Source organism: Streptomyces sp. NPDC002690, from assembly GCF_053592415.1.
The window spans coordinates 26,845-38,309 of the sequence record NZ_JBSFVR010000030.1; the positions used below are offsets into that span (position 1 = coordinate 26,845).

The following is an 11,465-nucleotide window of genomic DNA, read 5'->3' on the forward strand; positions in this document are numbered from 1 at the left end:
CAGGGATCGTGCGGTGTGTGGCCTGTGGCGGAGAGCCGGGTTCACCGGCTTTCGGCCCCGGGCGGTTCCCAGACCGAGCAATCGTGGGCGAAGAGGACACGTCGTGGGTCGAAGTCGGCGAGTCGGTCCAGCCAGTGCTGGTAGGGAGGAAGGGGCTGCTCCACGCCGTCGAGTGTCGCGTTGCGGGCCGACTGGTCGGACGCGAAGTGGGAAGCGAAGTCATGTGCCTGTCCGGCGAGGACTACTGTGCCGTCGCTCTGCCGGAGGACCAGCGACTGGTGTCCTCGGGTGTGCCCAGGTGTCGGAATGATCCAGATCCCTGGCCGGACCTCGACTTCGCCGGCGACTTCCTCGTAGGTCGCGCCGGGGAAGTCGATCAGTTCGTCGAAGGTGTAATGGCCCCGGCGAGCGGTGGCGAGTTCCACGTCCTGAACCAGGATGGGCCTGCCGCCCAGGAGAGGGTTCCCGCCGCAGTGGTCGAAGTGCAGATGGCAGTTGACGACCATGGAGATGTCGTCGGGGGCGACTCCGGACGTCGACAGGGCGTCCTGCAACGCGCGGCGTCGGGGTCGGTAGTGCGCTTCGGTTTCGGGGTCCGCGTCGCCGATGCCGGAATCGAAGAGGACCAGTCCGTCGTCGTGTCGCACCAGGTGGGCGAGGACGGGCTCGACTCGTGGTTGCGGGCCGCCCGTCTCCGTGCGGGCCGGACGAAGTACCCGAGATCGAGTCGGCGCACCGCCATGTTCTTCCCCATGCGGCCATCCTGGCAGGCAGCCGTACGACATCCAGCTGGTCCGCCGAGGGCAGAACCTCGCTGCGACCGCGATGGTGATGCTGAGCCAGGTGCGTGGCTGGGGACCGGTAGAGGGTGGTTGTCGCAGTTCGTGCGGGAGGCCGGGCTGCTTGAGTGCGGTGGTCTCTCCGGTGATCTGCCGGCCCGCGTCAGCTCACCACCGGGTTGCCCGGAAGGTTCGCATCGCCGCACGGCCAGGGTCCCTCGGCCAGAGGCCCCAGGTGGGTGCGGAAGGCGACCACGTCGCTGTCCAGCGAGGTGACGACGAGGCCGTCGTCCAGCAGCAGGGTGCGACCCAGGACGTTGCGGCTGTCGTCCCTCGCGAACAAGTCGTGCGGAGTCAGGTCCGCGTCGACGGCGAGGAGCCTGCCGTCGCGCCAGAACACTGTGGTGCCCGCCCGGTCCATCGACGGACAGGACGTGTAGTAGCCCGTCAACGCAGGTCCGTCCACGAGAGTGTTGTCCGGGGCCAGCTGCCGGAACCGCGACCTCGACGGCAGGTGGTTCTCCAGCTCAGGGCCGCATACGGTGCCTCGGTCGTTGACGAGCATTGCGCCATGGCTGGCCCACCGGGCCGTCTCGGTGCCGTTGCGGTCAAGGCGGCGCGTGGTGAACTCCCCGTATCCCTGGGACCCGATCAGGAACTCGCCCGGGCCGGCTATCGCTTTCCGGCCCGAGGGGGCGGGCGAGGTGGCTGAGACGATCGCGCCACTGGCCAGGTCCAGGAAGAAGGTCCTCCCGATCCCGCCCCGGGCGTCGGCGAAACTGGCCGCGACCCTGTCGCCCGAGACCAGCAGCGGCTCCCAGTGATCGACGTCGACCTCTTCCGGAACCCAGGGGTGCAGCGGCCGCAGCTCCCAGCCGGTCTCCCTGCTCATCCCCATGACACCCGGATGCGAGACGGCACCGAGCGCGATCGGTGTCGACCACACGCAGTCGCCCTCCCGCGTGTACCGGGCGACGCGAGGCGGAGGTGGGGCAGACGTATCGCCCCGCGCGGTCCACAGGAGGCGCGACGCGCCGGCCCATGCGATGCAGAAGCCGTCATCGAGCAGGACGAACGCGCTGACCTCCTCGCCGGCCTCGGACTCCGGGACGACGGCCCGGTGAGTGGATCCGTCCGGAAGAACACCCTCCAGGACCCGTCCCACTCCCTCCGGGTACGCGACCCAGAGGGTCCCGTCCGCGGACAGGCGGGACCGAGGCCGTCCCGTACCGCTGTACAACCGCCGCCAAGCCACTGATCCCGTGACATCGACCAGCGTCACGACCGTTTCCAGCGGATTCTCCCCGTAACTGGTCACGTACAGCGGGCCGGACGGGTCCTGTGCGGCTACGGACCAGATCTGGCCCGGCATGGCGATGCTCGACACGAGAGTCATGCGGCCGCATCCTGCCCCATGCCGCCACCCCTGTCAGCGGCGTGATCGGCGTGACCCGGGGCCGTCGCTCCGGCTGATCCGTTCAGCCGGGAAGGCCCGGACATCGGCCGCCAGGCTGGACATGCGCTCGCCGGCCTCCAGCCAGGTGGTCACCGAGGCGCCCCAGCCGCCTGCGGCTCGCGGCTGTCGGTGGGGTGGAGAACCGCTTCGGCGATCGCACGGACGCGCTCCATGGTGATGCCGGTCCGCTGGTGGACTGCGAGAGGGTGGTCGGTCGGCTCCAGCTCGATGAAGGGCCGATGCCCGAGGGGGCGGGTGTGGACGCGGGTCTTCAGGTTGATGGTGCTGGGCGAGCGGAGGAAGAGGTCGGTGGACAGCCGGCCGAAGTACGGCTCCTCGGATTCACGGCCCGGGCATCCCAGAGATCCGCGGAGCGGGAGAAGTCGTCCCGGCTGAGGGAGACCCATGTGACCCGGGAGAACACCTCGTCGCTGCCGATGACGGGCATCTCGATCAGGCCCCTGACGAAGTGGTGCTGTGCCCGGATCACGCGTCGATCCGACGAGAGAAGGCAGCCCGCAGAGTCGGCGAAGCTCGGTTCCCGGGCGTACGGGGCGGTAGCCAAGTAGTTCATCGGCAGCTCTGCGCGGCGGCTGCCGCAGCACGAGCAGGTGAATCCGGGGTTGCCGGCCACGAGCGGAGCCCAGGGGCCGCGACACGCGCCACACTTTTGCAAGCAACCGCTTGCAATTGTTAGCAGGGCGGGCGCATCATCGACCCATGGCATCACTCAACGTCGGCAACCTGGGCGAGTACCTCCGGGAGCAGCGCCGGAGCGCGCAGCTCTCGCTGCGGCAGCTCGCGGATGCCGCCGGGGTGTCCAATCCGTATCTCAGCCAGATCGAACGCGGCCTGCGCAAGCCCAGTGCGGAGGTGCTCCAGCAGGTCGCCAAGGCGCTGCGGATCTCGGCCGAGACGCTGTACGTACGGGCCGGAATCCTCGACGAGCGGGAGCGGGGCGAGCTGGAGACGCGGGCGGTCATCACGGCCGACCCGTCGATCAACGAGCGGCAGAAGAACGTGCTGCTGCAGATCTACGACTCGTTCCGCCGGGAGAACGGTTTCGTCCCCGATCCGGACGTTTCTGCTGATAACGATGCTGACACCGGGAGCGCCGGCGGCTTCGGCGAGACCGGCGACACCACGAGCGCCCGCGAACCCCGTACGTCCGGTGGCAGTGATGCCGCTGACCCTCACAACGAAATCTGATCCGGGAGGACCACAGTCATGGCCATCACCGATGACCTGCGCAAGACCCTCACCGACCCCACCCCCCTCTACTTCGCCGCCGGTACGGCCGAGTTCGCCGTGGAGCAGGCGCGCAAGGTGCCGGGGCTGATCGAGCAGCTGCGGGCCGAGGCGCCCGAGCGGTTCGAGGCGGTCCGCAGCACCGACCCCAAGGCCGTGCAGGAGAAGGTGTCCACCCAGGCCCGGGAGGCGCAGGCCAGCGTCCAGGCCAAGGTCACCGAGGTGATCGGCTCGTTCGACACGGACCTGCGCAAGCTCGGCGAGACGGCTCAGGACCTGGCGCTGCGCGGTATCGGCGTGGCCGCCGAGTACGCGGTCCGGGCACGTGAGGCGTACGAGAAGGTCGCCGAGCGCGGCGAGCAGAGCGTGAAGGCGTGGCGCGGGGACGCGGCCGACGAGATCGTCGAGATCGCCGCCGTCGTGGAGGCGGAACCCGCTCCCAAGGCCACTCCGAAGGCCGCTGAGCCGAAGACAGCCGCGAAGCCGGTTCCGGCCGCCGCCAAGCCGGTCGCCGTGAAGCCCGCTCCCGCCGCCAAGCCCGCACCGGCGAAGCAGGCGCCCGCGCCGCGCAAGGCGACCGCGAAGAAGTCCACGCCGCCCGCGAAGTAGCGGAGCGGGCCGGGCCGGAGCGCGCCGGGCCGGGGCAGCCTGCCCCGGCGCCGTACGGGAGTGCTCCGGCGTGGAACGGGCATCGTGAACCGTGACCCGTACGCCGTTTCGGTACGGTTGCCACAGGTGCCGGAAGGCGCTCACCCACTACGAGGCGGTGCACCCATGTTGCTGAACGGATTCAACACATTCGTCTGGCTGCTCTACATGCTCATGCTCGTCCTGGCCGTACTGGCGCTGGTCTTCGCGGCCGTCGCGCGCGAGGACGCCTACCGGGCGGCCGACAAGAAGACGAAGAAGTTCTGGGTGATCCTGCTCGCCGCCGCCGTTGCCGTGAACTTCCTGCCGGTGCTCTTCCTGGCCCTCGCCGGGACGGTCGCGGCCATCGTGTTCCTGGTGGATGTACGGCCCGCGCTCAAGGCGGTCTCCGGCGGCGGCAGCCGCCGGGGCGGGTCCAGCAGCGACGGACCGTACGGCCCCTACAACGGCGGGCGCTGAGCGGGTACGACAGGCACGACGGGCGGTGCGGCCGAGGCGGCAGCCGCCACGGCGGCCGACGGCACGGGGCGGGTTCGCACGGCGAGCCTGCCCCGTTTGCGTGTCCGGTCCCGCTCGCGGTCGCGCGCCCGGTCCCGGTCCTTGTCGCGGTCGCGGGAGAGCAGCAGGACGGCCACGTCGTCGGTGAGCTCGCCGCCGTTCAGCTCTCGCACCTGGGCGACGGCGGCGTCCAGCAGTTCCTCGCCGCGCAGCCCCGCGGTCAGGTGCGCGTCGACCACGGCGACCATGCCGTCTTGGCCGAGGCGCTGGTTGCCCTCGCCGATGCGGCCCTCGATGAGCCCGTCCGTGTACATCATCAACTGCCAGGAGCCGCCCAGCTCGACCTGGCGGCGCGGCCACCGGGCGCGCGGCAGCAGGCCGAGCGCAGGTCCGCCGTCGTCGAAGGGCAGCAGGCGCGCGGTGCGCCCCGCCCGGGAGATCAGCGGTGCCGGATGCCCGGCGAGGCAGAGCCCGGCGCGACGGCCGTCCGGGGCGATGTCGACGGTGCAGAGGGTCGCGAAGATCTCCTCGCTCTGCCGCTCGTGCTCCAGGACCTGCTGGAGCGTGGAGAGCAGCTCGTCCCCGCAGAGCCCGGCCAGTGTGAGGGCCCGCCACGCTATGCGCAGCTCGACACCGAGGGCGGCTTCGTCCGGACCGTGACCGCAGACGTCGCCGATCATCGCGTGGACGGTGCCGTCCGGCGTGCGGACGGTGTCGTAGAAGTCGCCGCCCAGCAGGGCGCGGCTGCGGCCGGGGCGGTAGCGGGCGGCGAAGCCGAGGTCGGAACCGTCCAGCAGCGGGGTGGGCAGCAGGCCGCGTTCCAGGCGGGCGTTCTCCTGGGCGCGCAGCCGGGACTCCGTCAGTTGGTGCTGGGCGATGTCCGCGCGCTTGCGCTGTACGGCGTACCGGATGGCGCGGCTCAGCAACCGGGCGTCCAGCTCGTCGCGGAACAGGTAGTCCTGCGCGCCGACGCGTACCGCCTCGGCGGCCAGCTCCGCGTCGTCCTCGGCGGTGAGCGCGAGCACGGCGTGCTGGGGCGCGATCCGCAGCACGTGCAGGAGCGCGGCCAGCTCTTCGGTGCGCCCGGGGCCGTCCACGCCGTCCGCCGGCGCGTCGGCCGTGGAAGCGGGCGCGGACGGGGCGCCAGGCACCGTGGCGCGTACGCCGGTGCCCCCGGGCAACGAGAGGTCGAGCAGGATGCAGTCGACGTCGTCGGTGAGGAGCCGGCCCGCCTCGGTGAGGTTGCGGGCGGTACGGACGCGGACCCGGGTGCCCGCCGCCGCGGGAAGGTCCGGGAGGGAGAAGGTGCCCGTGGGGTCGTCCTGGATCACCAACAGGGTGAGGTCGGCTCCATTGGTGGTCTCCGCAGCGGGTACGGCACGCTGCTGAGGTACGGGTGCGGGCATCGGTTCCGGGTTTCCTTCCCTCCCCCCGAGGGCGCGGGCGGGACGACGATCGACGACCTGCCAGACCGGGACCATAGCGTTCGGTGGGCCGGGAGCGGAATGGCGCCCGGGGACACGCCGGAGTCATATGCGCAGTCATAAGCCGCGTCCCTGCACGGATCCGGCGCGATGCGGCCCTCCGGTGCGGGCGCGGGGGCCATGACAAACATCACGCGGGCGCGTACGCGCGTAGGGAGTGGGTCACACACCGGCGTACGGGCCGGATCGCACGCCCGGCGCGCACCGGTACGACGGACTCCGGCGTGCACCGGCGGTGCGGGCTCCGGCGTGCACCGGCGGTGCGGGCTCCGTACCGGGTCGGTACCCTTACGCGTCCGGTCGCACCACGCCGAGGATCTCCATCGATCCCGCCCCCGTCAGAGTGACGTTCCGCCCGGGGCGCGGCGCGTGGACCGCCAAGCCGTCCCCGACGTACATCCCGACATGGGTGGCGTCGCTGTGGTAGATGATCAGGTCGCCGGGGCGCATGTCCCCGATGGCGATGTGCTTCAGCTGGGCCCACTGCTCCTGCGAAGTGCGGGGTATCGGCCGCTTCGCCGACGCCCACGCCTGGGACGTCAGCCCGGAGCAGTCGTACGAGTCGGGGCCCTCGGCTCCCCAGACGTACGGCTTGCCGATCTGGGCGAGTGCGAACTTCACGGCGGCCTTGCCGCTGGGGCTCGCCTCGCGGTTGATGTCCTTGAGCGCGCCGGAGCTGAGCCAGGAGGACTGGGCGGCGGCCTGGGCCTGCTTCTCCAGTTCGAGGAGGCGGGTGCGCTCCTCCTTCTCCAGCTGCGCTTCGAGCTTCTCCGCCTCGTCGATCCGGGCGTTGATCTCCTTCTTCGAGCGGGCCTGCTCGACGCGCCCGGCTTCCAGCTTGTCCCAGTTGACCTGCGCGTCCTCGGTGTACAGCTCCAGGTCGGCCTGGGCCCGGGTCAGGTCGGCCAGGACCGAGTCGGTGGCCTGCTGGCTCTGGCGCAGCTGGTTGAGGCCGTCCAGGAAGAGCCGGGGGTCGCTGCTGAGGACGAGCTGGGTGCCCGGCGGCAGGCCGCCGTTGCGGTACTGCTCCCGGGCCTGGGCGCCGGCCCGGTTCTTCAGCAGGGCTATCTTCTGCCGGCCCTCGTCGATGGCGTGCCCGAGGTCGTCCAGCTCGGCGGTCTGCTCCGCCACCTGCTTCTCGGCGAGGTTGTACGCGTCGGTCGCGGCCTCGGCCTTCCGGTAGAGCAGGTCGATCTCCGCGCGCACCTCGGGGAGGGACTTCGGTGCGGGTGCCAGGGTGGCCGAGGGGGCCGGCTCGGGTGCCGCCCACGCCTGGGCGGGCGCGGAGAGTACGGCGAGTGCGCAGACCACCGTGAGTGCGGCTGCGGCACAGTGACGTCGTTTCACGAACGAACTCCCCCTCCGGCACCTTGGAGCAAAGGCCCGATAGCGCTCATATGACTTACTGTCAGTAACTTTTCGGCAACGTCGCGATCGTGCCATGCCGTCCCTGAAAGCAACAGGGGGATCGGGGGAAGGGCACATCACACCACCGCGGGCCGGCGCGTCTTTCCCCCTTGATCCCGAGCGCGTCCCCTTCCGTACGCCCCGCGCACATCTGCGGCGCGCGCCGGCCGAAGCGCGTCGGCCCGGACCCGGGCGGGTCCCCGCCGGTTTCCCGGCCTGCCGTTCTCTCGGCCGGTGCCGGCCGCCCACCGGTTCAGCCGCCCGGGCGCAACGCTTCCCAGGCCACCGTGAGTTCGCCCTGGCGCCGGCGGCGTACGTCGTCGCGCAGCGGCCAGTCCGCCGAGAGCGAGCGCGCGGCGGCGAGCCAGCGCTGGCGCGCGCCGAGGGAGGCGTACGGGGCGGCGGTGGCCCAGGCCCGGTCGAAGTCGCGGAGGAAGGCGTGCACCGGTTCGCCGGGCACGTTGCGGTGGATCAGCGCTTTGGGGAGGCGCTCGGCGAGGTCCGAGGGCCGGTCCAGCGAACCGAGCCGCGCGGCGAACGTCACCGTGCGCGGGCCCTCCGGCCCGAGCGCCACCCACACGTGCCGGCGCCCGATCTCGTCGCAGGTGCCCTCCACCACCAGCCCGTCCGGGGCGAGCCGTGCGCACAGGCGCTCCCAGACCGCGGCGACCTGGTCCTCGTCGTACTGGCGCAGCACGTTCGCCGCCCTGATGAGGGTCGGCGGTTCGGCGAGCGGCACCTCGAATCCGCCGTGCCGGAAGGTGAGCCCGGTGCGTGCGTACGGCTGCGCCGCCGCGACCCGCTCCGGGTCGATCTCGACGCCGACCACACGGGTGTGCGGGGCGACGGTACGCAGCCGGACGAGGAGCTCCACGGCGGTCCAGGGGGCCGCGCCGTAGCCCAGGTCCACGGCGACGGCGGAATCCGCGCGCCGCAGCGCGGGGCCGTGCGTGGCGGCGATCCAGCGGTCCATGCGACGGAGACGGTTGGGGTTGGTGGTCCCGCGGGTCACGGTGCCGATGGGGCGCTGGTGCATGCGGTCGAGCGTACGTGGCGCGGGGAGAGCGCCGCACGGGTGGCGCGGGGCGGGGGCGCTGCCCGGGTGCGCTGTCCGGGTGCGCGCGGGGTCGTGTGCGGAATCCCCGGACGGGTACGCGGGAGGTGCCCCGCCGCGTGTGGGGGGCGTGCGTGGACGGATGTGCGCGGGCGCGCACGGAGAAGGTGCGCGCCGGAGCGCGGTGACTGGTCGGCTGGCGGGGTGGTTCGGGCCCCTGTGTGCGCGGGGGCGTCGCGCACAGACGTGGCCCGAGATCGCCATCGGGCGTCGGCGGAACGACCTACGGAGGACGCGGGAGGGCGAAGGTTGACACGACATGGCAATGATTTGGCAAAGACGGAAATGAATCGGGCGCGCTTCGCTGTTCCGCCTGCGAGGGGATGACCGTCCCCTCCACGGCATGCCCCGAGCGAGGAGGTCCGGACGACGTGAGTCGTGACGTCTCCCGTTTCGGCACCGGTCGCGCGACCCCGCGCCTGCGGTTCCCGGGCGGGCGTGGCAGCGGACTGACGGCCGGATTCGCCGGCGGGCACCGCAAGCCGCGCAGGGTCGCGATGCTCTCCGTGCACACCTCGCCGCTCCACCAGCCCGGTACCGGTGACGCCGGCGGCATGAACGTCTACATCGTGGAGCTGGCCAGGCGTCTCGCCGAGATCAACATCGAGGTGGAGATCTTCACCCGGGCCACCACCGGCTCCCTTCCGCCGGTGGTCGAGATGGCCCCCGGGGTGCTGGTCCGGCACGTCGACGCGGGGCCGTACGAGGGGCTCCGCAAGGAGGACCTGCCCGCGCAGCTCTGCGCCTTCACCCACGGCGTGATGCAGGCGTGGGCCGGTCACCGCCCCGGTTACTACGACCTCGTGCACTCCCACTACTGGCTGTCCGGCCAGGTCGGCTGGCTGGCCGCGCAGCGCTGGGGCGTCCCGCTGGTCCACGCCATGCACACCATGGCGAAGGTCAAGAACGCCGCGCTGGCTGAGGGCGACACTCCGGAACCGGCCGCCCGGGTCATCGGGGAGACGCAGATCGTCGACGCGGCCGACCGGCTCATCGCCAACACGGCGGAGGAGGCCGACGAACTCGTCCGCTTCTACGAAGCCGACCCGGCCTCCGTCGCCGTCGTGCACCCCGGCGTGAACCTGGACCGTTTCTGCCCGGGCGACGGGCGGGCCGCCGCACGCGCCCGGCTCGGACTGCCGCAGGATGCGCTGATCCCGCTCTTCGCCGGGCGCATCCAGCCCCTGAAGGCGCCGGACGTGCTGCTGCGGGCCGTTGCCGTGCTCCTGGAACGCGATCCGTCGCTCCGCTCCCGCATCCTCGTACCGGTGGTGGGCGGCCCCAGCGGTACGGGCCTCGCCAAACCGGAGGTCCTGCACAAACTGGCGGCCCGGCTCGGCGTCGCCGATGTCGTACGGTTCCAGCCGCCGGTCGGGCAGGACCAGCTCGCCGACTGGTTCCGGGCCGCGTCCGTGCTGGTCATGCCGTCGTACAGCGAGTCCTTCGGGCTGGTCGCGATAGAGGCGCAGGCGGTCGGTACGCCGGTCGTCGCGGCGGCCGTGGGCGGGCTGCCGGTGGCGGTCCGGGACGGCGTCAGTGGCTTCCTGATCCCGGGGCACGACCCCGAGGCGTACGCGCTGGCGCTCGAAAGGTTCGTCCGCGCGCCGGAGCTCGTCGGGCGCATGGGCGCCGCCGCCGCCGCGCACGCGCAGTCCTTCGGCTGGGGCACCGCCGCCGCCGCGACCGCCGACGTGTACACCGGCGCGATCCAGGACCACCGCCGCCGGGTCCGCTCCCGCCAGAGCTGAGAGCCGCATCGCGAGAGCCGAGGCCCGCCGCCGGTGTGCGTACCGGCCGGTAGGGGGTACGGGTGCGCGGGTACCCGCTGTCGTACGCTCGCAGCATGGCTGAGGCAGCGGACGAAGCGGCAGTGGCGCGGATCATCGAGGAGACCCTCGGTGACGCCGGTCTGGAATGGGAGAGCCCGGAGCCCGGCAACTACGTCGTGAAGCTCCCCGGCACCCGCAAGCTCTCCACCACCTGCTCGCTGCTGGTCGGCAGGCACTCCCTCTCCCTCAACGCCTTCGTCATCCGGCACCCCGACGAGAACGACGCGGCCGTCCACCGCTGGCTGCTGGAACGCAACCTCCGGCTCTTCGGCGTGAGCTACGCGGTGGACCGGCTCGGCGACATCTACCTCGTGGGCAAACTGCCGCTCGGCGTGGTCACCCCGGACGAGCTGGACCGGCTGTTCGGCACGGTGCTCGAAGCGGCCGACGGGGCGTTCAACACCCTCCTGGAGCTGGGCTTCGCGAGCGCCATCCGCAAGGAGTACGCCTGGCGGGTCTCGCGGGGCGAGTCCACCCGGAACCTCGACGCGTTCGCGCACCTGACCCGGCGTACCGACACGGACTGATCCTGGCCGGGGCGGCTGGAGGTCCTGGCCACGGCCACGGCCACGGCTACGGACGACGTGTCATCTCCGTCCCACGGGGCAGGTGTTCGTGCGTCCGCAACCCGCCTGCCCGGAGCCACCGCGTGCACAGTCAGCCCCGCCCTGCCGCGCCGCGCGGTTTCCACTGCGAGCACACTCCGGGCGGGAGCCGGGTCCTCGCACTGGTGGACCACGACGCGGGGCCTTCCTCCCTGCACGCGGTCCTCAGCTGCCGCAGCCCCGAACTCGCCCACGAGACAGCCCGCCTGCTCCAGCGGGCCCTGTTCGTACCGGCCGACGCGTGGGACTCAGGGCCGCTGGAGGAGCTGTGCGGGCGGCTGCCGCAGGACGCGGCGGACTCCCTGCGCACCGCGGCCGGCCGCGCCGACGTCGAACCGCGAGGTGAGGAAGTCGTACACGCGGACCGCGACGACGTCCGTGCCCGAACCGCCCCCGG

At 72.0% G+C, this 11,465-nt stretch carries 11 protein-coding genes and 2 pseudogenes; 6 read left to right on the top strand and 7 right to left on the bottom strand.

Annotated features, from left to right (window positions below; genetic code table 11):
* Positions 1-41 precede the first annotated feature (41 nt).
* The 4 genes and pseudogenes from ACWD3D_RS07060 to ACWD3D_RS07075 all read right to left on the bottom strand — a co-directional run bounded on the left by ACWD3D_RS07060 (position 42) and on the right by ACWD3D_RS07075 (position 2,962).
* Positions 42-754 (bottom strand): annotated as a pseudogene (locus ACWD3D_RS07060) (N-acyl homoserine lactonase family protein).
* A 188-nt stretch (positions 755-942) separates the two neighbouring features.
* Positions 943-2,175, bottom strand: coding sequence for a hypothetical protein (locus ACWD3D_RS07065; protein WP_451459896.1), 1,233 nt, complete (start codon positions 2,173-2,175; stop codon positions 943-945).
* Between the two features lie 33 nt (positions 2,176-2,208).
* On the bottom strand, positions 2,209-2,328 hold the full coding sequence (locus tag ACWD3D_RS07070) for a hypothetical protein (protein ID WP_387367095.1): 120 nt from the start codon (positions 2,326-2,328) through the stop codon (positions 2,209-2,211).
* Positions 2,325-2,962, bottom strand: a pseudogene (locus ACWD3D_RS07075) (DUF2199 domain-containing protein). Before ACWD3D_RS07075 ends, ACWD3D_RS07070 begins: the two are co-directional and overlap by 4 nt.
* On the opposite strand from ACWD3D_RS07075, the gene ACWD3D_RS07080 reads away from it, so the two are divergent.
* The 3 genes from ACWD3D_RS07080 (at position 2,956) to ACWD3D_RS07090 (ending at position 4,590) form a co-directional block, all read left to right on the top strand.
* Positions 2,956-3,444: a helix-turn-helix domain-containing protein gene (locus tag ACWD3D_RS07080; protein ID WP_451459897.1), complete on the top strand. Its 489-nt coding sequence runs from the start codon at positions 2,956-2,958 to the stop codon at positions 3,442-3,444. The pseudogene ACWD3D_RS07075 and the gene ACWD3D_RS07080 sit on opposite strands and share 7 nt — an antisense overlap.
* 18 nt (positions 3,445-3,462) lie before the next feature.
* On the top strand, positions 3,463-4,092 hold the full coding sequence (locus tag ACWD3D_RS07085) for a hypothetical protein (RefSeq protein WP_451459898.1): 630 nt from the start codon (positions 3,463-3,465) through the stop codon (positions 4,090-4,092).
* A 165-nt stretch (positions 4,093-4,257) separates the two neighbouring features.
* Entirely contained in the window at positions 4,258-4,590 is a 333-nt protein-coding gene (locus ACWD3D_RS07090) for a DUF2516 family protein (protein WP_387367110.1), read from the top strand.
* Here the strand turns inward: ACWD3D_RS07090 and ACWD3D_RS07095 are convergent.
* The 3 genes from ACWD3D_RS07095 to ACWD3D_RS07105 all read right to left on the bottom strand — a co-directional run bounded on the left by ACWD3D_RS07095 (position 4,572) and on the right by ACWD3D_RS07105 (position 8,556).
* Complete coding sequence (locus ACWD3D_RS07095; RefSeq protein WP_451459899.1) at positions 4,572-6,035, bottom strand: PP2C family protein-serine/threonine phosphatase; 1,464 nt, start codon at positions 6,033-6,035, stop codon at positions 4,572-4,574. The genes ACWD3D_RS07090 and ACWD3D_RS07095 overlap by 19 nt on opposite strands.
* A 366-nt stretch (positions 6,036-6,401) precedes the next feature.
* Positions 6,402-7,460 (bottom strand): NlpC/P60 family protein, encoded by a 1,059-nt coding sequence (locus tag ACWD3D_RS07100; RefSeq protein ID WP_451459900.1) that lies wholly within the window; start codon positions 7,458-7,460, stop codon positions 6,402-6,404.
* Between the two features lie 313 nt (positions 7,461-7,773).
* Positions 7,774-8,556 (bottom strand): class I SAM-dependent methyltransferase, encoded by a 783-nt coding sequence (locus tag ACWD3D_RS07105; protein ID WP_451459901.1) that lies wholly within the window; start codon positions 8,554-8,556, stop codon positions 7,774-7,776.
* Positions 8,557-9,005: 449 nt separating this feature from the next.
* On the opposite strand from ACWD3D_RS07105, the gene mshA reads away from it, so the two are divergent.
* The 3 genes from mshA to ACWD3D_RS07120 all read left to right on the top strand — a co-directional run.
* On the top strand, positions 9,006-10,382 hold the full coding sequence (gene mshA, locus ACWD3D_RS07110; protein ID WP_451459902.1) for a D-inositol-3-phosphate glycosyltransferase: 1,377 nt from the start codon (positions 9,006-9,008) through the stop codon (positions 10,380-10,382).
* A 95-nt stretch (positions 10,383-10,477) separates the two neighbouring features.
* Complete coding sequence (locus tag ACWD3D_RS07115; protein ID WP_451459903.1) at positions 10,478-10,990, top strand: YbjN domain-containing protein; 513 nt, start codon at positions 10,478-10,480, stop codon at positions 10,988-10,990.
* A 122-nt stretch (positions 10,991-11,112) separates the two neighbouring features.
* Positions 11,113-11,465: hypothetical protein (locus ACWD3D_RS07120; RefSeq protein ID WP_451459904.1), on the top strand; the 353-nt coding region annotated here is incomplete at its 3' end.

Coding starts and splice junctions, on each gene's coding strand:
- ACWD3D_RS07065 (WP_451459896.1), bottom strand. CDS start 2,175: ATGACTCTCGTGTCGAGCATCGCCATGCCGGGCCAGATCTGGTCCGTA.
- ACWD3D_RS07080 (WP_451459897.1), top strand. CDS start 2,956: ATGGCATCACTCAACGTCGGCAACCTGGGCGAGTACCTCCGGGAGCAG.
- ACWD3D_RS07085 (WP_451459898.1), top strand. CDS start 3,463: ATGGCCATCACCGATGACCTGCGCAAGACCCTCACCGACCCCACCCCC.
- ACWD3D_RS07090 (WP_387367110.1), top strand. CDS start 4,258: ATGTTGCTGAACGGATTCAACACATTCGTCTGGCTGCTCTACATGCTC.
- ACWD3D_RS07095 (WP_451459899.1), bottom strand. CDS start 6,035: ATGCCCGCACCCGTACCTCAGCAGCGTGCCGTACCCGCTGCGGAGACC.
- ACWD3D_RS07105 (WP_451459901.1), bottom strand. CDS start 8,556: ATGCACCAGCGCCCCATCGGCACCGTGACCCGCGGGACCACCAACCCC.
- ACWD3D_RS07115 (WP_451459903.1), top strand. CDS start 10,478: ATGGCTGAGGCAGCGGACGAAGCGGCAGTGGCGCGGATCATCGAGGAG.